This is a genomic window from Streptomyces sp. NPDC017520 (assembly GCF_044329855.1).
Classification (GTDB): domain Bacteria; phylum Actinomycetota; class Actinomycetes; order Streptomycetales; family Streptomycetaceae; genus Streptomyces.
In genome coordinates this window covers 28111-51648 of sequence record NZ_JBIRKB010000018.1, presented here as the reverse complement: position 1 = coordinate 51648, position 23538 = coordinate 28111, and the positions used below count along the sequence as shown (strand labels likewise).

17 protein-coding genes and 4 pseudogenes are annotated in these 23538 nt (G+C 68.6%); 5 read left to right on the top strand and 16 right to left on the bottom strand.

Going from position 1 to position 23538, the window contains the following annotated elements; genetic code table 11:
• Positions 1 to 9: 9 nt before the first annotated feature.
• Both ACH4KB_RS31595 and ACH4KB_RS31590 read right to left on the bottom strand, forming a co-directional pair.
• Positions 10 to 1494 carry an NUDIX domain-containing protein gene (locus ACH4KB_RS31595; RefSeq protein ID WP_398069430.1) on the bottom strand — a complete coding sequence of 495 codons (1485 nt, stop codon included), beginning with the start codon at positions 1492 to 1494 and terminating at the stop codon, positions 10 to 12.
• Between the two features lie 60 nt (positions 1495 to 1554).
• On the bottom strand, positions 1555 to 2022 hold the full coding sequence (locus ACH4KB_RS31590) for an NUDIX domain-containing protein (protein ID WP_398069428.1): 468 nt from the start codon (positions 2020 to 2022) through the stop codon (positions 1555 to 1557).
• A 315-nt stretch (positions 2023 to 2337) separates the two neighbouring features.
• Between ACH4KB_RS31590 and ACH4KB_RS31585 the strand changes: the two are divergent.
• From ACH4KB_RS31585 to ACH4KB_RS31575, 3 genes and pseudogenes are all read left to right on the top strand, one after another.
• A pseudogene (locus ACH4KB_RS31585) lies at positions 2338 to 2754 on the top strand (ISAs1 family transposase); the annotation flags it as partial.
• 272 nt (positions 2755 to 3026) lie between these two features.
• Positions 3027 to 3476 (top strand): translationally-controlled tumor protein, encoded by a 450-nt coding sequence (locus ACH4KB_RS31580; protein WP_398069426.1) that lies wholly within the window; start codon positions 3027 to 3029, stop codon positions 3474 to 3476.
• Positions 3477 to 3686: 210 nt separating this feature from the next.
• Complete coding sequence (locus ACH4KB_RS31575; RefSeq protein ID WP_398069424.1) at positions 3687 to 4526, top strand: IS5 family transposase; 840 nt, start codon at positions 3687 to 3689, stop codon at positions 4524 to 4526.
• Between the two features lie 26 nt (positions 4527 to 4552).
• Here the strand turns inward: ACH4KB_RS31575 and ACH4KB_RS31570 are convergent, their stop codons facing one another.
• The 6 genes and pseudogenes from ACH4KB_RS31570 to ACH4KB_RS31545 all read right to left on the bottom strand — a co-directional run bounded on the left by ACH4KB_RS31570 (position 4553) and on the right by ACH4KB_RS31545 (position 9052).
• Positions 4553 to 4954, bottom strand: coding sequence for a hypothetical protein (locus ACH4KB_RS31570; RefSeq protein ID WP_398069422.1), 402 nt, complete (start codon positions 4952 to 4954; stop codon positions 4553 to 4555).
• A 178-nt stretch (positions 4955 to 5132) separates the two neighbouring features.
• Positions 5133 to 5423 (bottom strand): annotated as a pseudogene (locus tag ACH4KB_RS31565) (HNH endonuclease); the annotation flags it as partial.
• 889 nt (positions 5424 to 6312) lie between these two features.
• Positions 6313 to 7419: an RICIN domain-containing protein gene (locus ACH4KB_RS31560; RefSeq protein WP_398069420.1), complete on the bottom strand. Its 1107-nt coding sequence runs from the start codon at positions 7417 to 7419 to the stop codon at positions 6313 to 6315.
• A 363-nt stretch (positions 7420 to 7782) separates the two neighbouring features.
• A complete protein-coding gene (locus tag ACH4KB_RS31555; protein ID WP_398069418.1) occupies positions 7783 to 8097 on the bottom strand; it encodes a hypothetical protein in 315 nt (104 codons plus the stop codon).
• 233 nt (positions 8098 to 8330) lie between these two features.
• Positions 8331 to 8501, bottom strand: a complete 171-nt coding sequence (locus tag ACH4KB_RS31550; RefSeq protein WP_398069416.1) for a hypothetical protein — start codon at positions 8499 to 8501, stop codon at positions 8331 to 8333.
• Positions 8498 to 9052: a recombinase family protein gene (locus ACH4KB_RS31545; RefSeq protein ID WP_398069414.1), complete on the bottom strand. Its 555-nt coding sequence runs from the start codon at positions 9050 to 9052 to the stop codon at positions 8498 to 8500. The genes ACH4KB_RS31550 and ACH4KB_RS31545 overlap by 4 nt, the downstream gene beginning before the upstream one ends.
• Before the next feature lie 533 nt (positions 9053 to 9585).
• Here ACH4KB_RS31545 and ACH4KB_RS31540 point away from each other — a divergent pair.
• Together ACH4KB_RS31540 and ACH4KB_RS31535 are read left to right on the top strand one after the other, a co-directional pair.
• Positions 9586 to 10023 (top strand): hypothetical protein, encoded by a 438-nt coding sequence (locus ACH4KB_RS31540; RefSeq protein WP_398069413.1) that lies wholly within the window; start codon positions 9586 to 9588, stop codon positions 10021 to 10023.
• Positions 10024 to 10350: 327 nt separating this feature from the next.
• A complete protein-coding gene (locus ACH4KB_RS31535; protein WP_398069411.1) occupies positions 10351 to 10569 on the top strand; it encodes a hypothetical protein in 219 nt (72 codons plus the stop codon).
• 76 nt (positions 10570 to 10645) lie between these two features.
• On the opposite strand, the pseudogene ACH4KB_RS31530 reads toward ACH4KB_RS31535, so the two are convergent.
• The 8 genes and pseudogenes from ACH4KB_RS31530 to ACH4KB_RS31495 form a co-directional block, all read right to left on the bottom strand.
• A pseudogene (locus ACH4KB_RS31530) lies at positions 10646 to 13770 on the bottom strand (Tn3 family transposase).
• A gap of 352 nt (positions 13771 to 14122) precedes the next feature.
• Positions 14123 to 15107, bottom strand: a pseudogene (locus ACH4KB_RS31525) (ISAs1 family transposase); the annotation flags it as partial.
• Positions 15079 to 17160 carry a hypothetical protein gene (locus ACH4KB_RS31520; RefSeq protein ID WP_398069409.1) on the bottom strand — a complete coding sequence of 694 codons (2082 nt, stop codon included), beginning with the start codon at positions 17158 to 17160 and terminating at the stop codon, positions 15079 to 15081. The gene ACH4KB_RS31520 and the pseudogene ACH4KB_RS31525, both read right to left, overlap by 29 nt.
• Before the next feature lie 267 nt (positions 17161 to 17427).
• The gene (locus tag ACH4KB_RS31515; protein ID WP_398069407.1) at positions 17428 to 17772 is read right to left on the bottom strand and encodes a helix-turn-helix domain-containing protein; all 345 of its coding nucleotides are present in this window, start codon (positions 17770 to 17772) and stop codon (positions 17428 to 17430) included.
• Complete coding sequence (locus ACH4KB_RS31510; protein ID WP_398069405.1) at positions 17769 to 18959, bottom strand: site-specific integrase; 1191 nt, start codon at positions 18957 to 18959, stop codon at positions 17769 to 17771. The genes ACH4KB_RS31515 and ACH4KB_RS31510 overlap by 4 nt, the downstream gene beginning before the upstream one ends.
• 127 nt (positions 18960 to 19086) lie before the next feature.
• Positions 19087 to 19788: an NUDIX domain-containing protein gene (locus ACH4KB_RS31505; RefSeq protein WP_398069403.1), complete on the bottom strand. Its 702-nt coding sequence runs from the start codon at positions 19786 to 19788 to the stop codon at positions 19087 to 19089.
• A 403-nt stretch (positions 19789 to 20191) separates the two neighbouring features.
• Positions 20192 to 21961 carry an ATP-binding cassette domain-containing protein gene (locus tag ACH4KB_RS31500; protein WP_398069596.1) on the bottom strand — a complete coding sequence of 590 codons (1770 nt, stop codon included), beginning with the start codon at positions 21959 to 21961 and terminating at the stop codon, positions 20192 to 20194.
• 821 nt (positions 21962 to 22782) lie between these two features.
• On the bottom strand, positions 22783 to 23526 hold the full coding sequence (locus ACH4KB_RS31495) for a hypothetical protein (protein ID WP_215104228.1): 744 nt from the start codon (positions 23524 to 23526) through the stop codon (positions 22783 to 22785).
• Between the last annotated feature and the right edge of the window lie 12 nt (positions 23527 to 23538).

Below are 23538 nucleotides of genomic sequence, written 5' to 3'. Positions count from 1 at the left end.
GTGTGCCGGTCACGCGGGCCAGCCCGTCTCGCTGTACAGCTCCCCGTTCTGGATCTTCCCGATGGCCACCCTGGTGTAGGGGACGAGGTCGTCGGGGAGCGCGTCCGGGTCCCAGAACGCCCACTGAGTGCACTTGTCCGGCTCCCGTAGCTCCGGCTCGCCGCTCCAGACGCGGGCACGGAAGAACAGGCCCATGCGGGGCCGGTCCCCGGCCTGGTCGATGTGGTGGACGACGTGGACGAGTTCGACGTCCTGGCGCTCGATGTCGAGGCCGGCCTCCTCCCGTGCCTCTCTGATCAGGCAGGTGACGGCGTTCTCCTGCTCGCAGTGGCCGGCCAGGACGTGCCAGGTGGACGGCGCGAACGGAGAGTCGGGGTGGCGCAGCCCGAGCAGCACGGTTCCGTCGGGCCGTTCCAGGTAGAGATGGACACCGATGACGTTGAGGACCGTGCCGTGCGGTGAAGCGTAACGACGCTTCTCCTGCGGTGCGAGTCCGCGCTGGGACGCGGTGCTGGTCGGGCGGCTGGCGGAGTGGCGTCGCACGAGGCCGCTGGTGGTGTCCGTGATGCGGAGGCGGTGGAGATCCTCCGGGGCGAACCAGGCGAGCATCACCCCTTCCGTCACACGGAGTTCGCGGGGGTCACCGTTCCAGTGGCCGGCGTAGATGGCGATGGGCACGGTTCCGCCGGCGGCGTCGGAGGCGTACTCGGTGCCGAACGGGGTCAGATCGGCGATGCCGAGGCCGGCTTCCTCAGCCAGCTCACGCCGCGCGGTGTGTTCCAGGGTGGCGTCCTGGGATTCTCGTCCGCCACCCAGCAGGGACCACATGCCCGGCTCCCGGATCAGGCCGGGGAAGTAGTCGCGCAGGTGGAGCAGGTACTCGCCGCGGTCGTTGAAGATCAGAACGGAGGCGTTGGCCGTCGCCGGCTCCGCTGCCGGCGGGACCTTGAGCAGCTTCTCCCGCAGGGAGGGGGAGATCACCCTGTCCACGGACCGCCACTCGATGCCGCCGACCTGGTCCTCCTGCAGCACGACCGCCGGCGCGGTCGCGGTGTGCAGGCGGAAGAGAAACCGGAGGTCGAAGTGCTGGTGGCCGGGTTCCCCTTTGCCCGGGCGGGCGTCCATGTCGTGGATGTCGATGTCGAGCGGCACCGTCTCGTAGCCGGGCCACGGCGTGACGGCCTGAGGCGGAATCCCTGTCTCCTCGTGCAGTTCCCGCAGGGCCGTTGCTGCCAGGGACTCATCGGAAGGCTCGCTGTGTCCGCCAGGGGGGAGGACCTTGCCGCTTGCCAGGTGCAGCACGTGCAGAACGCGGCCGAGCGGATCGACGACGATCGCGCCGCAAGTGACGTGCCCGGTGAAGGTGGACCGGCTGGCGATGTCGGTGGGACGTTCGAGGGCGTCCAAGAGGGCGCCGAGCTGCTCGCGCTCGTGAGGGTGGTGCGCGAGGTAGGTCTCGACGGTGGTGCGGATGTGGTCGTGCGACAGCGGCATGGGGCTACCTCGGAGGTACATGGAGCGGGATGAGGCGGGCGGGCGTGCGATCAGCTCAGCTCAGCTCAGCCGCATCCCCTCCGCAGGAATCTCCTCGATGGCGGCGGTACGAGCGGCGGGTAGGCCCCATCGCTCGCGCGCCGTCTCCGCGGCGAGCCGGGCCTGCCGCTCTCCGGGCGGGCCCCATCCCAGCAGGGCGGCTGCCTGGGCGGGGGTGGCGAGCATGCGGGCGAAGGGGCGGCCTGTGGCGGGATCGACGGCGGTCGGCCCGATGGCGGCGATCCGGGCGGCGAGGCGGAGCCGGGCGTTGGGCCCCACCCCGCCGTAGACCTCGCCGGTCTCGTCCAGCACCCAGCCCAGCCGCACCGGATCGGTCAGGGTGAGCTGGGCCTCCTCGGCGGCTTCGCGGTGGAGGGTGGCCTCGGGCGTGGTGTCCGTCTTCTCCACGGTGCCGCCGGGCGAAGCGAGCGGGTTCGTCGGAAACTGGAGCGTGAATGCGCGGAACCCGCGCGGTAGTGGCGGCACCATCGGGAAAAGTATGGCGGGTTTGCCGAATCGCCAGGGGCGCAACGCTCAACCTGGGACACCGCTTTGATGAAGCATTCGCCATCTGCTCCGGACGAGGAATGTTTCTGCGGGCGAGGCATCCCACACTTGGAGGGAGGGGAACGGCAGGGCCCCGGCGAGTGCCTGGATCATCCCGGTCTGGGGTGTTGATCTCGGTGGTGGGCCCCGGAAGCAGGTGAACACGGCACCTGTGGATCATGGAGTTCTCTACGCTGCAAGATCCACGAGGGTGCCGTGTTCGATCCTCCATCATCCCCTGTCGCTGTCCCCGTACCTCATGCCACCTACCTGCACGAACGCGGTGCCCACTACCTGCTGACGATCAAGAACAACCAGCGCGGCCAGGCCCGTCACCTCCATGCCATGCCCTGGAAGGACATCCCCGTGATCCACCGCGACGACGCCCGGGGCCACGGCCGTCACGAGCAGCGGCTCGTGCAGGTTGTCACCGTCGAGGGCCTGCTCTTCCCGCACGCGGCCCAGGTCCTGCGGATCCAGCGCCGTCGCCGTCTCTACGGGGCGAAAGAATGGTCCAGCGAGACTGTCTACGCCATCACCGACCTGCCCGCCGAGGAAGCGAACGCAGCCGAGATCGCATCCTGGACTCGCGGGTACTGGACCGTGGAAAACACCGTCCACTGGTGCCGAGACGTCACCTTCAACGAGGACAAGTCCCAGGTCAGGACCCACAACCGCGCTGCGGGCGGCAAGTGCCGCGCCTGCCGAGGCAACCCTGCCCGTCCCGCGCCCACCCTCCCCGAACAACAGGCCCGCGCGCACGCCCGAGCGGTACGAGCGGGCCTGCTCCCGAAGTCGGACCGCCCCAAGCGCTGACGGCCCTGCCGTGCTTCCCGCATCGCCATCGATAGCGCTGCGTCATGTAATAATGACGCAGCGTCACACCATGTTGGACCCACGCGAAGTTGGGCCGGTGGCGCGGACTCATGGACCGAGAGGAATGCGGAGTGCTTCTCTACAGCGACATCATCACTGGCGACCACATCGTCAGCGACGGCTTCCCGATGCAACTCGTGGATGACGTCGTCTTCCAGGTCGGCTGCATGTCGGACGAGGACGAGGACGGGGACGGGGCGGTGGACAGCTTCGTGCACCACTTCAGGCTGCAGCCGGTCACCTTCGACAAGTCGGGCTACCAGTCGCAACTCAGTGGCTACATGAAGGCGGTGAAGCTGTATCTCACGGCATCCGGCGCCGGCGCGCACGAAGTGACCGCGTTCGAGAAGGGCGCCTCGGCCTACGCCAAGAAGATCTCCGCCAACTTCGGCTCGTACGAGTTCTACACGGGTGCGAGCAGGAGCCCGGACGGCATGGTGGGTCTGCTGAGCCACCATTCGGACGGCGTCACCCCGTACTTCACGTTCTGGAAGCACGGGTTGAGGGCGGAACAGGTCTAGGGGCTGTACCGGAGCTTGGGCGCCCGGGGCCAGAGGGGTGCGGCCGACCTGGCCGCCCGCTCGACCTCCGCACGGTAACGGCCCCGGGGAACATCGGTACAGCGGTTGGCGCTGAGAACGATCATGGTCGACGCCTGGGTATGTCCCGTGCTTCGGCGCGACAAGATGCACGCCTGGGCGCACGCCCCCTGGCGGCGGTATGACCGGGCTATGACGGAACGTCGCGCGTATCCAAGTGATCTGTCTGATGCCCGCTGGGAGTTGATCGAGCCGGTGCTGGCCGCCTGGCGCTTCGAACGTCGCGGCCGGGCCCTGGATTTTGGCCGACCACCACGGCATGATCTGCGCGAGATCATGAACGCGATCTTGTATGTGGACCGCACGGGCTGCCAGTGGGCGTACCTCCCGCACGACTTCCCGCCGCATCAAAGCGTTTACGGCTACTTCGCCAAGTGGCAGAAGGACGGTGTATTCGCCCAGCTGAACGGTCTCCTCAGGGAGCTGGTGCGACGGCAGGAGGGCCGCAAAGCCGCTCCGTCCGCCGGCGTGATCGACGCGCAGAGCGTCAAGACCTCCACGAGTGTCCCCGCTAGGGGCCAGGGCATCGACGCGGGCAAGAAGATCGTTGGCCGCAAGCGCAGCATCCTCACCGACACCCTCGGCCTGCTGCTGGCGGTGCTGGTCACCGCGGCTGGCGTCCAAGACTCCACCGCCGACCGTACTCTCCTGGAGCAGGCTGCTGCCGACCACCCGGGCCTGCGCAAGGTCTGGGTGGATGGCGGCTACCGCAAGCAGTTCGTCGAGCACGCTGCCACCTTCGGCGTCGACGCCGAGATCGTCCAACGCACACCCGGGACCAGGGGATTTACCCCTATTCCGAAGCGCTGGGCGGTGGAGCGCACCTACGGCTGGCTGATGCTGCACCGCCGCCTGGCCCGCGACTATGAAACCCACCCACACCGCTCCGAAGCCATGATCAACATAGCGATGATCGACCTCATGAGCCGCAGACTCACCCGCGAATCAACTCACAACTGGCGCGACAGCTGAACACCCGCAGAGCCGGCTCCTGTGAATCACAGCAGGTAGGGCCACAGGCTGACGCTGTTCCGCTCCACACTGATCTCGACCCACGTTCCATCGACAGCAGTCGACGGACGCGGGTCGGCGAGGTCGAACAGGATATGGGTTCCAGCTACTTCCAACGTAGCTCCGCCATCGCCCGTCAGGCCCAGCCGCCCCCGAAAGACGATCCGACCGCCTTCCTCCTCATCCACCCCGGGTGAAAATGAAGTGGCCGGTCGAGTGTTGCCGCCCCAGGACACGTCCTCTTCAACAGTCCACTCCACGTGATGTTCGCGGCCCACTCCCGTCGGACCGCCGCACCACACCGCCGCGACGGCACCCACCTCCGAGCGGACCCGAACGGTCGCGCGCCCGTCTGCGATCTGCCCCACCGCTTCCACCTGGACCAACACCCCGCAATCATCCACGACAGCACTGCGTTCCCAAACACTCCCGCCAGGACAAAACGCTCTTTAAGCGCGTCGTGCACGGTGGAGACCGAGGTGGAGCAGTCCTCCGCGATCTGCTCGGGGTCGACCTCCACCGTGCTGAAGAGGGCGCCGTTCTGGGTGAGCCATTCCAGGGTGGCGCGCCGCCGGTCAACTTGCATCCGGCCTCCACCGTCGGCGCCACAACCGCCTCGGCGATGAGGACCTCTGCGCGGGTGTTGCACCCGTCGCCTGAGTCGTCGCTGCCGTTCCAGTGCTTGAACTTGCTGCGGGTGTAGCCGGTGCGGTCCTCCTCGGTGACCTTCACCAGGCCGACCGCGTCGGCCAGCGTTGTCACCTCGGCAGCAGTGGTGGCCTGCGCGGCGGGGGCGGAGAGGAGAGGCACGAGAGCGAGGGAAAGGGCGCTGAATCCGCGCACGATGTTCTTGATCACCAGGGCGTTCTACCGGCCGCACCCCGTCCCCGGTGAAACCCTGCGCCCCGTGCTCACCCGCCCGGGGGACAAGGTGCACCGCAGAAACGCTCCGCCGCAGTCCGCCACCCAGCGGGACGTCGCGGTGCCCGGGGCCGGGGGCAAGGGCCGCCGCCAGCCCCGGGGGTCCGAGCCGTACTCCAGGAGACCCGGGCCTCACCCGCGTACCCATACGGCACAGGCTGACCCGCCCCTATCCGGCGCGGCCGCGCGCGCAACGGCCGGCTCAGGGCGTGACGGGAGGTGCTCGACAGGGTGGCGTCCTTGAAGCCCGCGCACACCGGCGCAGGCGGACCCAGCCCTACAAACTGACGGCCCCTGTCGGACCTGCAGGTTTCAGCAGGTCCGACAGGGGCCGTCGTGGTGCGGGGCGGCCGAGACGGGCTACGCCGAGAACGCTTCCGCGCCGCCCACGGGCGCGAGGACCCCGGCTCCGACCTCCGCCAGGGGCGCAAGGCAGAGGGGGTCGGCGTAGACCGTTACTGTGCTGGTCGTGAAGTTCCCCAGCTCATATGCGGACGCCGGCAACTTATGGCAACCCACCGGGTTCTCGTGCAACTCGCTTTCCCCCGCACCAAAATTGACCACGACGTAACCCGACGCGGCCTGTGTAGATCCCGCCAGGCCCAACACGGAAACGGTCGCACACAGGGAAACGAGAACTGCCTTTGCTCGCACGCTCATCCTCCACCACAAATCTTCCCGCATCACCGCAGGCTCACCTCACAGGTACTACGCCTGCACGTTCAAGATCCATCCGATCCGCCCAGCCTCACCTGATCAGCGCAGACGTCTGTACCCACGACGTGGATCCACCCCCGCGCTCCCAGGCCAGGATGCTGCTGGTCTGCTAACCCTGGGCCGGGTAGGCGTCGGTGATGGAGGTGTTGGGCTCGCGGGTGGTCCAGTCAATGACCACAGACCCGTCGAGGCGCTCCAGGACGTACTTGTCACTGCGAAACCAGATCGCTTCGGTGACCCGCTTCCCGGCCTCGTAGGTCCGTTTGTACTCCTCGGTCTTGGAGTGGGTCTTGACCTCCTCGTGGGTGGTGGTGACCTTCAGTTCGTGGCTGATGGTCGAACTCAGGGACGCGCTACCGTTCACGCCTCCGGCTGGGCCGGCGCTGAAGCCGAGCTCGGCCTTGGATGTGACCGAGATGCCGGTGGTCTTCTGCACGGCCTGGGAGTCGGTTCTCGTCAGACCCACGGTCGTCGAATCGGTGTGGGTGTAGTTCGAGGCTCCGCTGTGCTCGTAGGAGTAAACCCGCTCCCAGAAGCTGAACCGGCGCAGAATGTAGTAGGGGTTCTCCCGGGCCTGGCGGCGACGGTCGTTGGCAGGGTCGCGGACCAGCGGGAACGGGTAGGCCATCGCCCCGACCTGAACCGGCTCGGTCTTGTCGGACGGCGTCGGCTGGTAACTGGTCATCCGATGGATCTGACCGGGACCCACGGCACCGAGGTCGGCGAGAGCAAGTACGGGCTTGTACTCGTCCTCGACCTCGAAGAACCACCGCTGCGACCCGATCATGGGGCCGGTAGTGCGCGTGTACTGCTCAACGACGACCGAGGGGGCAGTACTCCATTCGGAGACGTTCAACACCAGCTGGCTTCGGTCGTTGACGACCTCGAAGGCTCCCTCAGGCTTGCTGTTCAGCATCCAATGCTGCGCGGGATTCGCGTTGGGCGCCTGAAACCGGAACTGCTCCACGACCGTCGACGGGGCGGTGCTGTTGTACTTGACGTTCATCACGAGGCCGCTGGACTTATTGGCAAACAGATACTTGCCGTAGTCGAGCGGGAACACGTGCCAGATCTGACTCGCCCGGTTGTTGCCGGTCTGCAGCCGATACTGCTCAACATACGCGGACTCATCGGGGCTGAATCCACTGACGTTCAGATACAGGTTGCTGCGCTGGTTCCTGATCCGGTAGGACCTGCCAGCCGGGATGCCGGACATCGCGGCCCCCCTTTCATGTGTGGACAACTCGGCACCACACGCGCGGGACGGCCCGCCCAGAACGGCTGGCGCGCAACCGCCCGTGGATGATCACGATGAGTCATCATGCCATTACTTGGAGTGCGATTGTCCAGGCCCGTGAGGTCCAGGGCGCGCTCGCGGTCGCGCTCGCGCACCCGCAGATGAGGTCCCCGGGTTTCGGGTATCGCCATCCCGAGGGCGATCGCGACCGACCGCAAGCCTGGAAGGGCTCGGGCAATCGGAGTCAGATCGAGGAACCTGGCCATAGAGCGCTGTTGATGGCCGCGACTGTGGCCTGGAGGCGCCTGCGTCCAAGGGTCCCCATATCCGAGGGGGGATTCTTCAGTCCTCGATCTCCTCCCGCCCCTCCTCGCTCATGACGGCAAAGCCGGGCTGGGTTTCCCCGACGGGGCCCAGCACGCCCGAGCTGGGGGTCGGGAGGTCGGCGACGGTGTCCCTGACCACGTCGAAGGGACTATGGATGTCCACCTGGTCCTGATTAACGTCGTTCAGGATCACCGGCTGGCGCTCGCCGCCGTCTTCGTGGTCGACCACGGCGGGTTCCTTTCCGGTGTCGGCCACGGCGGGCGCGGCAACGGCAAGGGCGGCGCCCGCAACGGCCGCGACGCCCAGGAATCGACTGAAGATCTTGTTCATGCCCGGACAACGACCTTGCACACCATCGGACACGAAACATCAGCGATCAGCGGCGCGTTGAGAAACAAGCACTACGGCCACGACCTCATCGTGGGGGATACCCGCACGCAGGGTGGCCCCTCAGAAGGCGAGAAGCGCGTCGAGCGGTTCCTGAACGGCGGATAGGCGTAGAGCTGGTAGTCCCAGTCGTACGGCGCCCGTCGGCCTCAAGGTGGCGGTGAGAACGATCATGGTCAGGGCAGGGTGATGGCGGTGACCCGGTTCTCGTACTCTCGGCGGGCCTTGCGCTGGGCCGGGACGCCGTGGCCGCCGTTGAGCGGCTGGCAGTGGGCGAGGAGCGCGAGGTGCACGGCGGGGAGGGCGCTGACGCGCAGGGTGTAGCCCTGGCCGCGTCGTACAGTCACCCCCCCCGGTCGAGCGCTTCGTGCTCGGCGGGCTCCAGTTCGGCGGCGCGCAGGTAGTCGGCGACTTTGCCGGGCATGTCGAGGGTGACCGGCAGCTCCGGTGCCGGGACGTCGTCCTCGGCGGCGGTGTCGTCGGGCATGAGGTCGGCGACGGCGGTGCGGATCGCGCCGCGGCTGACGTCGTGGTCGCGGGCGAGGGCGGCGATCGAGCGGCCTTCCAGGTACGCGGCACGGACGCTGCTGGTCTTCGCGGCCGCCACGGCGGGGCGGCGGCCGCCCTTGTTGCCCTTGGCCTCGGCGGCGCGCAGCCCGTCGTAGGTCAGCTCGCGCTGGAGGTCGCGCTGGAGCTCGCCGGCGGCGGCGAGGGTCTGCACCATGAACTTCACGGTGGACAGCAGCTCGCCGGTGCGCGGGTGGCGGGCGGTGAGGTCCATAGCGGAGAACGCGCCGTCGTGGATACGCAGTGCCACCTGGTCGTGGTGGAGGACGTCGAGCACGTCGAGGATGTGCCCGGTGCCGCGTACGAGGCGGAACATCTCGGAGATGTGCACAGTGTCGCCCGGCCGCGCGTATGCCAGCAGCTCGCCGAACTTCGGCCGCTGGAGGGGATGGAGGCGGCTGGAGGTGCCCGGGTGCTGGAGGTGCCCGGGTCCTCCTCGAAGACGACCGGGTCCTCGATTCCGGCCTCGGCCAGGACGAGGTTCTGCCGGGCCGTCGACTGCCGGTCGGTCGAGACCCGCTTGTAGACCAGGTTCACCATCGAAGGGTCCCTTCCGTACGGAGGATCGAACCGTATCTGTCGTCAAACCCTGTCAGAAATCCCCATCGGATCTGATTGGATTCGTGCCGCCTCGAACCCCCTGATTTAACGGGTTCATTGGACGCCGCGGCTGCCTGTCGTCATTCGATCCTTTGAAGACAGGCGCGGGAGGCGATTCCTTCTCGATAGGTGTTCTTCAACCGGGATTCGGCCCCCTGCCAGGCGGCGGGCAGCCGTCCGGGTGAATCGGGCCGTGGTGATCGGGACTGGATGCGGGGCGGCGGTTAGCTAGTCCTATACGCCACGTAATCAAGGAGAATCCGAATGCTCGGCAAGACCATGCTCGCCGCTTTCGCGCTCGCGGCCGCCGCGCTCACCGTTCCGGTAGCGCTCCCTGATGCCCAAGCGGTCTCGGAGCTCCCTCAGCCCGTGCATCTGTCCAACGATGACGCTGGGAAGACCTTTGACGTCACCGTCGGCGATCAGGTGACCGTCAAGCTCCAGCCGGTCGTGAGGGACGGCCTGGAGTTCACGTGGGAGGCACCCATGAGTTCTGACGAGGCAGTGCTGGCATCGCGCAAGCCGGATGAGGATGACGAATCCGGAACCAGCAACTTCGAGGCTGTCGCAGAAGGCACGGCCGACCTCATTGCAGTCGTCTCGTGCAAACCGGTCGACGCAGACCATGTTTGCCCTGAGGACGTTGACCCGTGGAAGGCCACCGTCACCGTCACCGCGAAGGAGCCTGCCCCGGAAGGCTGACAGCCCGACGACGGTGGGTGGGTGCGTCGCCACTGCTGACGGTCGGCGATGAGGTCACGAGGGCCGCGTGGCACGCACCGTGCGGCCCTCGTTGTTCCGCCTACCGCAGCCCGTCCGCCATCGAGCCGGGACCAAGATCAAATTCTGGCGGCTTCTGGGCTTACCTCGGCGCTACCCCGTTGTGGCTTGAGGGCGTTGACGCGGTTGGGGGGTGGGGTGCCGTACCTGGACAGCATCACCACCTATAGTGATCACCCGGCTGCATGCAGTCATCGCGGGTGCGGAGTTTCCCAATCAGCCGAGAACACATCACACAGGAGAACGATGATGGCCGACAAATCCAATGCCTCCACGCCGGGCCGGGCGCAGTCCGACGGTGACATGTCACTGAGCAAGCGGCTGGACGCCCTCTTGCAGGACGTCGAGTCCGCGGAAGAAGCCGACCTCCTGCTCACGCAGATGAAGAAGTACATCAACCTGCACTTCAGCAACGAAGTGGGCGCTCCAACCGAGGGACCGTCCAGCCTCAACATCACGACGCACTGAGCCGGTCTGCACCGTGGCTTCGCACATGGGGCCCATCCCACGGCGGATTTCTGTCGTATCTGGGTCATGCCCCTAGTCAGTCGGCGGCGGACTCGTCTTCGTCCTCGTCCAGCTCGGGCGCGTCCGGGTCGCGTAGCGGGCGCAGGGCGCCGGCGGCCGGGGTGGAGGCGGTGAAGCTGTAGCGGCCGAGCAGGTTCAGGTTGCGGTGCTTGAGCGGGGACAGGCGGGCGACATCCTCGGCCCGGATCTCGTGGCCCTCGGCGCGGAGCTGTTCGACGGCGGCGTCGATGTACTCCGTCGTCCACAGCACGATGGCGTTGAGAACCAGGCCGAGTGCGCCAAGCTGGTCCTCCATCCCGTCGCGGTACGCCTGGTGGATGGTGCCGCGCTTGCCGTGGCACACGTCCCGGGCCAGTTTGTGACGCGATTCCTGCACGGTGAGCTGCCGGTTCATCTGGCGGCGGTAGGTGTCGTCGACTGGGTCGACCACCGCAGCAGGTGCTCGGTCTTCGCGATCCGCCCGTACTCGGCGAACGCCGCGCCCAGCGGGGTTGGGCGGCCGTCGCGTCCGAACATGCGCAGCAGGTCGTAGGCGCGGACCTCGTTGGTGACCAGGGAACCGGCGACCTTCAGCATGTCCGGCCAGTGCGTGATCACCTTGTTCAGGTTCACGCGGTTGCGGGCCAGGTCCTCCACCGCGCCGTACGTTCCGGTCTCGACGCCGGGCATCGTGGCCCGCCAGAACCGTTGGTCGTCCAGGTCACGGAACCGCGGGCTGAAGTTGTAGCCGAGGATCTTGAACAGGCCGAACACCATGTCGGAGTACGAGGCGTTGTCGGTGGCCACCATCTCCGGCTTCACGCCGCCGTCCAGGTTCAACAGGGCGTCCAGGATGTGCAGGGAGTCGCGCGGTGTGCCCGGCACGACCATCTGCCCGATGCCCGCCACCTGGTCGTTGACGGCGTTGAGCCAGGTGATGCCCCGTTTGAATCCGAAGTACTTCGGCGACGGAGCGGCGTTGATGGTGCGCACCGGCACTTGGAAGCGCAGCCCGTCCACGGAGGCGAGCAGCCCGTCGCCCCAGTAGCGCACGATCGGGATGCCGGCCTGGGCGGTGATGAGCCGCGCGTTCGCCGCGGCGATGGTGTCGGCGCGCAGGTAGTACTGGTCAACGTGCACGAGCCGGGCCCGGGTCAGAGCCTCGTAGCCGGGGTTGACCACCGGGGTAAGGCCGATGTTGCACGCCTCGGAGACCAGCAGCGCGACCACCGAGGTGGGCAGGTCCTTCATCCGGGTCGTGCCGTCCCCGAGGTGCACGAAGGCGTCGAGGAAACCGGTCCAGGCGTTCACCTCGAACAACAGGTCCGGCAGGTCGATCTTCGGGAGCATCTTCTCGACCCGCCCCCGCAGCCAGGTCAGGGACTTCGGCTCGCCGAGCGCACCGAGCTTGTCCGCGTTCAGCTTCACCCGCCCGTCGTCCTGCACCTCGATGGAGACCTTCGCCGCCGGCCCCGCCTCTTGAAGGCGTTCGGCGAGCTGCTTCCATCCGGCGTCCAAGCCCCGCACCAGCTCCGCCAGGTGCTCGGTGACGGGCATGTCCAGGCTCAGGGCCGCCAGGACGTCCTCCTCGACCGCATCCCAGTCGGGCCCGTCCAGCAGGCGGGCCCGCGGGTTGGACCAGCGGTGCGACGGGGAGGCGAAGACATCGCGGTTGTTCAGGGCCCGGTGAAGCTGCTCCAGCACGCACACCACGTACGCGTCCCGGTCCACCGCGCCCTGCGGCAGGTCGGGGTTGGCGTACACCGCCTTGCGCCACGCCGGCGGCACGAGCTTGTCGTCCACCTCGCGCGGCAGCAACGGCTTGACCCCCACCTTCCGCCGCGCCAGCGCCGGCAGGCCCCGGACCCCGGCCAGGACCCGCTTTCCGGCACTCGCCGCGTCCAGCGCCTTCGACTCGCCCAGGAGCGAGAGGAACGGGCGCACCGTGGCGTACCGGTTCGCGAGCGCAGCCCGCATGGCGACCTCGGTCGAGTTCTCGTCCTCGGGCACCAGCGCGACCACCGTGGCCGCCGCGCTCATCACCGCCGCGCGCGGGGCGACCTCCTCCACCGCCGCCACGTCCATGTCCCCCTCCTGCTCCTCAACCAGCTCCAGCTCCTCGAACAGCACCTTCGCCGCCCGCGCGAGTACCCGTGACGCCTTCTCCAGCTGCGGCAGCGTGGACAGCCGCTCCTTCTCCGTCTTCCGCTTCGCCGCGTTCAGCAGGCGGGTGGCCATCAGGACCTGGAACAGGTCCAGGGCCTCGTCGATCGCCTTCGCCTCCAAGTGCCGCATCACCGCGGTAAGCATCGCCGTGCGCTTCGGCTCCGCCGCCCGCTCCAGCAGCGGCGCCTTCGACCCCAGCGCGTACCGGGCCAGCGCCGCCATCCGGTTCGGCGGGATCTGCGACAACTTCAACCTGCCGAGCTGGAACGCGCCGATCTCGTCCACCCGCTCCAGCGCACGGGCGAACGCCGTACCGGTGGTCCGCGTCGGCGGCCGGCGCAACCGCTCCAACTCCGAGAACCTCGAGCCCTCCGGCGCCTTCAGCGTCGCCACCAAATCTCCAGGCAACGCCGGGTCCGCGCGGCGGGCAGCGCCCGCGACCGTGGCGTGCAGCCGCTTGTCCGCGACCTTCCGCACCTCCGACACCTGCCGAGCCAGGACCGAGACGCCCGGCAGCAGGACCCGGTTGCGGCGCAGCCAGCCCACCGCGTGGTCGAACAGCGCCTTCGGGCCCTCGGCGTGCGTCCACGCCCGCCCGTGCAGGAAGGTGCGGAACCGCCGGGACCACTCCGCGTCGTCGTAGTCGTGGTACTCGTAGGCGTCCCGGATCTCCCACGCGTGTTCGTACGCCGTCTTCGGCCGCTCGGTGTACCGCTTCACCACCGACGGGTCCTCGATACCGAGCTGCGCGGCCAGGTGCTCGACCACCGGCCACGGCGCCTCCAGCGGGTCGTCCGGGAGGAAACGGCCGATGTAGCGCACCGTGCACATCTGGAGCGCGAAGCCGAGCTGGTGGTGCGCAGAGCGCCGCAGCGCGATCAGATCCCGGTCGACGTCGTCCAGGAAGAAGAACCGCTCCAGCTCAGGGCGGGTCGGCTCCTCGGCGAACTTCCCGTACGCCTCGGCCTGCTCATCAGTCAGAAACTCCACCGGCACGAGCGGACCGTAACCAGCCCCAGCACCCACCCGGCGATCTTTCCACGAACCCCAGCGGAGCCCTCAGACGGTGTGCTAGCCGACCATGATCAATCTCAGCGCCAACCGCTGTGCCGATGTTCCCCGAGGCCGGGTAAGCCGCACGGCCCCGTCGTCCCCGCGCTCCTCGTGTTCGGCCCGCAGCATCGGCGGCGCCGTAACCGTTGCGGTGCCGAGCGTCGGCGCCGCCATCACGGGGCGGCGAGTGCGGGCGGCACGTAAGCCGGGGGCACGACCGCAGGTGAGCAGAATCCTCGTCGCAGCGCTGTATCACATCCAGGGCCCCGGCGAGTGCCCGGATCATCCGGTTTGATCATGTGATGCCGCAGAAGGCGAGGACGCGGGGGCGTTCGGTGTGGGCTCGTCCGGCGGCGTCGGCGAGCTTGAGCGCGCTGCGGATCAGGTCGCGGAGGGCGGCGAGTACGGCGGGCGCGTTGTGGGTCCTGACCTGGGACTTGTCCCCGTTGAAGGTGACGTCTCGGCACCAGTGGACGGTGTTTTTTACGGTCCAGTACCCGCGAGTCCAGGATGCGATCTCGGCTGCGTTCGCTTCCTCGGCGGGCAGGTCGGTGATGGCGTAGACAGTCTCGCTGGACCATTCTTTCGCCCCGTAGAGACGGCGACGGCGCTGGATCCGCAGGACCCGGGCCGCGTGCGGGAAGAGCAGGCCCTCGACGGTGACAACCTGCACGAGCCGCTGCTCGTGACGGCCGTGGCCCCGGGCGTCGTCGCGGTGGATCACGGGGATGTCCTTCCAGGGCAGGGCATGGAGGTGACGGGCCTGGCCGCGCTGGTTGTTCTTGATCGACAGCAGGTAGTGGGACCGCGTTCGTGCAGGTAGGTGGCGTGGTCGCGTTGGGCGTGGAGGGCATCGGCTGTCACGACCGTCCCCGCGAGGCCCGCGTCGTCGATCTGGTCGAGAATAGGTGAGAACTCGGGGATCTCGTTGGCCTTCGCGCCGATCTCGCGGGTGGCGAGCGTGACACCGTCGCCGTGACGGACGGCGGACAGGACGAAGACCCGGCTGCCGTCCGGTCGGCGGCGCCGCGCAGGCACTTGCCGTCGACCGCGATCGCCCGCCGCCGGATTCGTACCGGCTCGGCACGGGCGGCCTCCCGGTGGGCCCGTCGCTGTTCACGCTCGGTGCCGCCGTCGGGCATCACCGGCTCCAGGCGGCGGGACGGTGCGGACAGCAGCGGCCGAAGGTAGTCGTAACAGGCCGCACCGATCCCCTCGGGATCCAGCCGCCCCAGGACGCTGTGCAGGGTCTCACCGGGGGATGTTGCTCGCCCGGTGAGGGTGAGCGGTGTTCACGTACTTCATCGCCGTCGATATGGAGATACCGAAGACGCGGACGAGGTGGACGGGGTCGGCGGTGTCGCGGGCCTCGTCGAGAATGCGGTCGGTGCGCAGGCCGTTGAGGGTCAGGCCGAGCCGCTGGAAGGTAGCGGGGAAGTAGTTCGCGCTGGCGGGGCCGGTGTGGATGACGGTCTGGCGGGTGACGAAGAGGTGCGGGTTGACGGTGCGGGGCCAGCGCCGATGGCGGTAGCGGAGCCAGGTGTGCAGGAACCGGAGGGTGACCTCGTCGAGGTGGATGGTGTGGCGGCCGTGCGGTCGGCGGACGAGGAGCTGGGCGCGGGCTGAGATCACGTCGCCCAGGGTGAGGCGGGCGAGGTCGGTGCCGTTCAGAGCGTGCACGGTGACCAGGGCGAGGGCCAATCGGATCGCGGGCCGGTCGGTGATGTCGAGGAGTCCGGCGAGACGGTCAGGGGGCAGTGCTACGGGTGGGGGTTCGCTGCGGGTGACGCGCACACCGCGGGTCGGGTCGGTGAAGATGAGCTTTGCCCGTTTCAGGGCGCGAAAGATCGAGCGCAGGGCGACCGCGCGTTCGTGGGCGCGGTCGCCCTTGACCGCGGTGACGGCAGAGCGAATGTCGTCGGCGGTGACCTGGCGCAAGGTCTGGTAGCGACGGGCCCAGTCGGCGAGCGGCCCCTTGACGTAGAAGAGGTACCGACGCAGGGTGCGCCAGTCGGTGGGCGGCCGGTCGGGGCGGCTGCGCAACCGTCGTACCCAGGAGTCGAGTTCATCGGCTATCCGGGGCTGATAGCCGTCAATTACCTGTTTTACAAAGGTTTCGGTGCTGCTCGTGGCCGGCCGGGGCTGCGGGAGCAGCAGGCCGCGTTCGGCGAGGAAGGCGTTTAGCGCGAGAGGGCGGCACTGGCTGCCGCGGCCTGTGGCGGCACTGATCGCGCGGAGATCGGATTCAGCGAAGGGAACACTGGTGCCGAGCCAGGTGGCCGCGATCCGCAGAACGTGGGCGGCGGCCTTGCGGGCGCCATCCGTCCAGGCATGGGCCCGGGCGTGGGCGTCGAAGACGGTCAGCAGCCGGGCGGCCTCCGGCCGTGGCTCCGGAAAAGCGGCCCTGCGCAGAGCGGACCAGTCGCGTTCAGCGGGAAACAGCTCTCGCTGACCGTGCGGCACAGGATCGGGCGCCAGGGCCTGGCGCCGATGGGTCTCCGTGCCCACCTCGACGGCCCGTTTGGCAGGCTTGCCCCCGGTTGGGAGTGGGTTGGTCCGCGCGACGGGCCAGTCCAACGCGTTCTCGGTGAAACGCAGTTGCCGCCAGGGAACGTGGTCGTATTCGGGGCCGAGGAAGGCGCGGTGGCGCAGACATCCGTAACACCAGCCCTCCCGCAACGGCACAGGACCCGCGCCGCAGCGCACACAGTCCCCGACGGGGCGAGACCGAGCCCCCCAGTTGCGGCACCCCCGGCAGAGCCCACCATATCCGCGGCCCCATGCCTGGCACCCCGTGCACGAGATCGGGGCGCGAGTGCGCGCCCGGCGACGCTCGGCCGACTCCAGCGCGTACGTGCCGGCCCTTTCGGCCAAGAGTCCCGCACGGTCGAGGGCCGCGGTCACGATGGGCCGGGATCCCGGCAGCGCCTTGATCAGACGATCGTCGATCGGCCCGCCGCCGGCCGCACAGCGGGCCGCCAGAGCCAGACGCAGCACCCGCAGTGCCAGTCTGCGCGAGGCCGCCGAATACGCGCGCTCGTCAATAAGGGAGCTGAGTGTCCCGTACGCCGTCTTTAGGTCCGGGAGGTCGTGCTCGGGCCGGTCCAGAATGGCGGCGGCGTGCTCAGGACGCATCCGGTACGGCGGCACAAACAGGGACAGTTGGCCGGGCACGGTAGGCGGGCAGATCCGCGGATCGTCGCGCACCGGATCAGGGCGTTGGGCACGAGCCCAGGCCGGCGGATGGTAACGGCCATCGCTGCGCAGCCGATAGGTGCCGAACGGAGCGGCAGTCAGCGTGATGCCCGGCACGATCAAGGCGAGTTGCGTCACGACCCGGAGCTTGGCCGCGGCCACGGGGTCGTAGTACCAGGCGGCGTCGTGGCCGGTGATGGCCAGGACGCATGCGCGGCAGAACCCGTCGACGTTGACACGCCAGTCACGTCCGCAGCGGCGGCAGACGGCTGCGGGGTTGTACCGCTTCGAGCGCCATTGGTGGCAGGGCGAACAGTACGGCGGCTGCGCCAGCCGGCCCCATCCGTTGCAGCCTACGCACTCATCCGTCCGTGGATTCGGTTTGCCACCCATCTGCGTGACGGCTCAGTTCGGTGGTAGCGACCGCGGCCGCCCCGCCCCGCGTCGCGGCACGGGACGAGGTCCCGAGCTCCCCGGGCCGCTGTCCCCGACCGCCCGCTCCTGCGACTGCTCCGCGCTCGGCATGATCCGCTCGACGGGATCGGCCTCCATCAGATCGCCTACCGTGCAATCCAGTGCGGCGCACATCTTGTCGAGGTCGTCGAGACGCACGGTGACCGGGATGCCCGACCACAGCGCCGACACCTTCGACAACGACGGCGTGAACCCGTACTCCGCGAACCGCGGCAGGAGCTCGCTGGGCCGCCAGATGTTCTGCTTGGCGGCGGCCCACCGCAGATTCCACTTCACGACAGACTCCCCGCGTCTACCCTCAAACGTTGCGTGGCCCGCGCCGACGACTGCCGACTGGCGACCTCCGGGTCACCCTGGGCAGACAAAATGTAGCGAACCGTTGTCGTGGTCCACTCATGCCCCAGCAACTTCTGCACCTCCCACAGACTCATCCCCTTCTCGTAGCGATGCGTGGCGCACGCATGCCGCAACAGATGCGGAAACAACTGCCTTACCGGGCCATGCAGGTAGGCGGCCGAGGCCCGCTTCAGCGCCTTGCGCAGCGTGGAGGACGTCACCGCCGGCGCCACCGGCATGTTCAGGTCCTCGATGCTCTTGGGCAGGCGCTCGGAAGGCCACACCGGAGCTTCGGGGTGTTCGGGGTCGTCCGCGAACAGACCGCGGATCTCGGAGACGTACCACCACATCAACGCCCGCCCCTCGGCGAACATGTACGCCTCCCGTGGCCTCGGCCCCGAACCGCGAGCACCCTTCCCCTGCACCAGGAACCGGCCGAACTCCCCTGACTCCCAGTGCAGATCGCACATCTTCATCCCACACAGCTCGGCCGCCCGCACTCCCGAGATGTAGATCATCTTCGACATCACGTAATCGCGGCAGGCCACCACCTCCTTGCGGGCGTTCGGTAGATCCGACCGCCACGAGGCAAAGAACTCCCCGGTCGCCCGGGCCGACGGTGGCACCCGCAGCCCGAAGTCCCCACGATGCGCCTGCCGGTTGAACGGATCGATGGGGGACTCGACCACTGCCCCGAACTGCTGGAAAATCTCGTGGGCGTAGCGCTGCTCCAAGAACGCGAAGAAGTGGTCGATCTTGTTCAGCTTGGAACGGATCGTCGGCGCCTGACGTTTGCCCGGCCCCGCGAAGTACGCGTCCACGTGCCGCGGGGTCAACCGCCACGGCATCAGCTGATAGTAGTCACAGACCTCGATGACCGGCTTCGTCAGCGCATCCAGGGTCGAGGAGGCCAGCCCCGCCACGTCCCGGGCCCACTGGTACTCCACCAGCGTGTCCATGAAGAACGCCTGTTCGTCCTCCAACGACGCGCCACCGGCGTACCGGCGCTGCAAGGAGAGCACGTCGACCAGCCTCTGATCCCCGCCCCGCACAACCGAAGGCTCATCCAGTGCCTCGCTAGCAAGGGGCGGCACCAGGGACAGCGCGCGAGTCCCGGAATCCGTCACGATCCACGAGGTTACAGGAGCAACTCTCGGATTCTGGTAGTTAGACCAAAAAACTGAATCGCGAGGCCACAGGTCTTCCACTCCCCGTTGACCTGCCGACACGCATCAACTGTCCGCCTCCGGCTGCTCAGGAACCCGCGCGCACTCCAGTTAGCATCGGCAGGGCGCCCCGAGGAGCCAGGTCGGCGACGAGGACGATCCTTCCGTCGGGAACGAAGCACCACGACCAGGCTTGCTGCACGGGGAGCCGCTCGGGGACAGGGGCTCGGTTGAGCGGGCTGTCCCACATGGGGCGGTAGCGGACGTGGACGTCATGGCGATCCAGCGGCGGGACGTCGAGGACGTGCCGGCCGTCGGCGAGATGGGCGGTGGCGGTGCCCCCGAGCCGGGCGCGGTAGGCGGCGAGCATGATCCGCCCGTCCACGGGGCGCAGCCGCCGCACCGCGTCCCGGGTCTCCAGAAAGCCGAACTCGGACAGCTCCTCCCGGGGCAGGCGGATTGCCTTCGTCTGGTCAGGGGTGAGGGTTCCGCCGTCGAAGACGTACCGGATCTCTCCGGGGAAGGGCGTGCCGGGCCTGGTGTCCGGGCGGTGTTGTGAGAGGGAGTGGACGGCGAGCACGCGCGACAGGGGCAGGTCCGTCAGGCCCAGTTCTTCGGTGATCTCGCGCCGGCAGGCGTCGTGTGGGTGTTCGCCGGCTTCGACGACTCCGCCCGGCAGCAGCCACCGGTCGTCCTCGCGGTAGGTGGGGTGGACCAGCAGGACGCGACCGATCTGGTCGGTGATGATCGCGGCGGCACCGAGCCACACCGCGTGGCGGGCACCGGTCATGAGGCGATTCCGGCGCCGCAGCTCCCACAAGGACGAGAGGAGCTGGAGTCGCCGCCCAAGGGCTGTCCCGCAATTCCCGGCGGGCGCGCGACGACAGCTACGGCACCTTGCCGCGTTGTCGGGACATCCCCGTACATCCGGTATGCGGACGTCCCTCCGCCTTGCGACGCACCGCAGCTGACGCCGCGCGCTGATCCACCGGGAATTGCGGGACAGCCCTTGGCTCCGTGTGACGGAGCCGCGCCGGTCAGGCTGGGAGGCTGGTGATGTGCAGTGCACCTCGCGCTCGGGTGCAGGGCAGCCTGGGGGCGGGTGGTGCGGCCGTCGCCGGCGGCGACGAGGGGCAGCATGGGTCCTCCTTGGTGTGGGCTCCTCCCGCCGTACGGCGGGAGGAGCGAGGTGATCAGCGGTCCTGGGAGAGTTCCAGAAGCTCCGCAAATGTCCCGCCGCCGTGTACGAGGTCGTCATACCGGCCCTGTTCGGTGATCCGGCCGTGCTCCATCACGACGATGTGGTCGGCGATCTTGGTGTTCTCCAGGCGGTGGGTGACCACGATGGTGATCCGGTCGGCGGCGATGGCCTTGATCTGCTCGAAGATCTGATGCTCACCGCGCGGGTCCATCTGCGAGGTCGGCTCATCCAGGATCAGCAGTTCGGGTTTGCGATAGAGGGCTCTGGAGGCGGCAATGCGCTGCCACTGCCCGCCGGAGAACTCGGAGCCGCCGAAGATGTCCCGGGCGAGGAGGGTGTCGAGGCCGGAGGGGAGGTCGTCGATGGCTTCACGCAGCCCGACCGCGTCGATGGCGTCCCACACCGGTCCGTCGTCGTGGGTGCGGGGCTGGCCGAGGGTGACGTTCTCGCGGACCCGCAGTGGCCACTGGGCGAAGATCTGCGGCACCAGGCCGGTGCACTGCCAGACGGCCGTGGGGTCGGCATCGGCGAGGTCGGTGCCGTTCCATGTCACTCTGCCCTTGTCGGGGAGGTAGATACCGGTGAGCAGCCGGGTCAGAGTGGATTTGCCCGATCCGTTCGCTCCGACGATCGCGAGGATCTGGCCGCGCTTGAGGGTGAGGGAGACGCCGCCAACGGCCGGCTTGTCCTTCCCGGGGTACTGGTAAGCGACCTCGTCGAGCTTGATCTCGTCGACCGGGGCGGTGAGTTGGTGGTGGCCGCGCTTCGGCGCGCGGGCGGTGGCGTCGTCGAGGAAATTCTGCATGTCGCCCAGGTAGAGGCTGGTGTGGAAGACGGCGGCCCCGTTGATCACGAGGTTGGAGAGGGCGGCGAGCGTGGTCTGGACGGCGATGAAGGCCGTGGCAGTGATGGCGGGTTCGATCCGGCCGAGGGCCGTGAGCCACGCGAGGGCGCCCCAGGTCGCGAGGAGGAAGACACCGCCGGCCAGTGAGCAGAGCAGGGCGATGCGCAGGGTCCGCGGGGCTGCGGCCAGGGTCCGCCGGTCGCACCGCTCGGACAGGGCCCGGTACCAGTAGACGAGGTAGTCGGTCATCGAGTTGGCGCGGACCTCGTCGCCGTACCGTGACGTGGTCGCCCACCAGCGCATCATGCCGCGTACGTTGCGGTCGCTGATGTTGGAGTAGTGGATCTCGTAGTCGACCCGGGCGTTCAGCAGGGCGCCGATGCCCGCGGGGAGAACGGCGAGCAGGAGTAGCGGCAGCAGCATCACGTGCAGCACCGACAGGACGCCGGCGGCGGTGACCATGCGGATCAGCGCGGACATGAAGCGCTGGGCGTCGGTGACCATGACGTGGGTGCGGGTCACCCCCATCTCCGCCGCCTCTTGCCGGTCGGAGAATCCGTCCTGAGCGTAGGCCGCGGCCTCGACCCTGCAGACTGCCTCGACCAGTGCGACGTCCATCTGCGAGGTGAGCAGGGGAGTGACCCGCCGTTCCGCGTAGGTGGCCACCGCACTCGCGGTACGGCCCAGGGCAGCTGCCAACGCCACCACGAGGAGCGCCGGCAGAGCTGTGTGCAGCCCGTCGGCGAAGGGCTCGGGGCCGAGAATGGGGCCCATGGCCCGGGCGGTCGCGGTCAGCAGGACGGCCGCCGAAACACCCGTGAGTACCTGGCACCCGACCAGGAGCTGCACGGCCCGGTGGTCGGTCCGCCACGACAACCGGGCGATCCTCCCCAGCACGGCCGGGATCTGCGCACACATCCGCCGGAACGACGCCTTGGCGAGCGGGTTCACGGAGTACTGGCCGCTGTAGGTGATCTCCGCTGGTGGCGGTGGGGGAGGAGGCGGGAAGGTCTGACTTTTGTGAGCATCGGCCACAGCTACTGGTCCCCCTGGATCGTCGGTCGGACGCTGTCGGGAGTTCAACGACTGCGCGGAAATTTCGAACGCACGTGTTTGAGACGAGCTGGATTCCGCATAGCTGCGGGCGGTATGACGAGTGCGCGATGCACCGACCCGTGCCCCGCACGGATGCGGCATGAATCCCGGATGGCCGAAATGCCGTCGGTCATCGCAACCTCGGCCGGAGGAGCGCGCGCCGCAGTGCCGAGACCTCGGCAGGAGCGGTCGGACGCGGTCCCGGCCGCACGTCCGTCGCCGGGCAGCACGCCCACCAGCGCTGGTACACCGTCCTCAGCAACGGCGGGTGGCAGCAGAGCGAGAACGACCTCGCCCGCGACGAGGCCGCCGCCGCGTTCGCCGCCGCCCGTTTCGCGCCCGGCGTGGGCCGCGCGGTCCGGTGCCCCTGCCAGCCGGTGGGCGGCGCGGTCCGCGTCCCGACCAGCCGGTAGGGGCGCGGTCCGCCGGTCCGCGTCCCTGCCGGCTGATGGTCACCGGCGAGCAGGCGTTCCTCCGCGGCTGCGAGACAGCGGCCGACCCCGCCGTCCGCACCCCCGGCCTGGTCGAGCGTCTCAACACCGGCCCGACCGCCCTTTCCGACGACCCGCAGATGATCGCCGCGATCCGCGCCCTCGGCGTCGCCGGTGGCCTGAGCGCGGCTGCGCCGCTGACGGCGGGTCCGGTCAGCCGCCGGCCCGGTGGGATGCGGGCGTGCTGGGCACGGGGGCCTGGGCCTCGCGCGTCACATCGCCGACCAGCTCGACCACATCGGGGCCGTACGCACCGGAGTTGACGACTCTCAGCAGCAGGCAGAACGACTTGGCCCCGTGCTTTCGGCGCAGCTTCTCGTAGTTGCGCGCGACGTAGCGGGTGGCCGCCTGGTTGGTGATGGCCCGCTGACCGCAGAACAGGAAGACCGGGCGGGCCTCCTGGCTCCCCGTCAGACGTGCGAGCAGGACGTACTCGGAGGTCCCCGGCTCCAGCCGGTAGCGCTCCGAGCCGATCTGGAACGCCACCCGGTCGGGGCCCGGGTCCTGCTCGACGTTGATCCGCACCCCGGGGAGCAGGGTCCGCAGATGCGCGGCCATCCGCTGATTGGACGTCGGGCCGCCGACACAGAACTCCGTGCGCTCCCCGAACCCCTGCTGGGCCGTGTCGTGCGTGACGATCTGCGCGTGTGCCGCACAGTCCTTGATGAGGGCGGAGAGTTCGAGCAGGGCGAACGCGTCGTGACGGTGCACCGACCCTTCGGCGCCCGCGTAGCGGTTGACGACGAGCAGGCATTCGGAGTTCGCCGGCAGTCCGAAGAAGGCCTGTTTGCGGCGGAGTCCCCGCCGCCAGAGGTAGGTCCGGGCGAGCCAGCCCAGCGAGGCGCTGATCCCGGCGGCTATCACGCCCAGCACGATGTTGCGCACGTCGTCCGTCATGGGCGCGCATGG

What these genes read in the sequence shown, in the direction of transcription:
- ACH4KB_RS31595 (WP_398069430.1), bottom strand. Translation starts at nt 1,494, where the DNA reads ATGCCGCTGTCGCACGACCACATCCGCACCACCGTCGAGACCTACCTC.
- ACH4KB_RS31590 (WP_398069428.1), bottom strand. Translation starts at nt 2,022, where the DNA reads ATGGTGCCGCCACTACCGCGCGGGTTCCGCGCATTCACGCTCCAGTTT.
- ACH4KB_RS31575 (WP_398069424.1), top strand. Translation starts at nt 3,687, where the DNA reads ATGACGGAACGTCGCGCGTATCCAAGTGATCTGTCTGATGCCCGCTGG.
- ACH4KB_RS31560 (WP_398069420.1), bottom strand. Translation starts at nt 7,419, where the DNA reads ATGTCCGGCATCCCGGCTGGCAGGTCCTACCGGATCAGGAACCAGCGC.
- ACH4KB_RS31555 (WP_398069418.1), bottom strand. Translation starts at nt 8,097, where the DNA reads ATGAACAAGATCTTCAGTCGATTCCTGGGCGTCGCGGCCGTTGCGGGC.
- ACH4KB_RS31540 (WP_398069413.1), top strand. Translation starts at nt 9,586, where the DNA reads ATGCTCGGCAAGACCATGCTCGCCGCTTTCGCGCTCGCGGCCGCCGCG.
- ACH4KB_RS31535 (WP_398069411.1), top strand. Translation starts at nt 10,351, where the DNA reads ATGGCCGACAAATCCAATGCCTCCACGCCGGGCCGGGCGCAGTCCGAC.
- ACH4KB_RS31505 (WP_398069403.1), bottom strand. Translation starts at nt 19,788, where the DNA reads ATGACCGGTGCCCGCCACGCGGTGTGGCTCGGTGCCGCCGCGATCATC.
- ACH4KB_RS31500 (WP_398069596.1), bottom strand. Translation starts at nt 21,961, where the DNA reads ATGTGTGCGCAGATCCCGGCCGTGCTGGGGAGGATCGCCCGGTTGTCG.
- ACH4KB_RS31495 (WP_215104228.1), bottom strand. Translation starts at nt 23,526, where the DNA reads ATGACGGACGACGTGCGCAACATCGTGCTGGGCGTGATAGCCGCCGGG.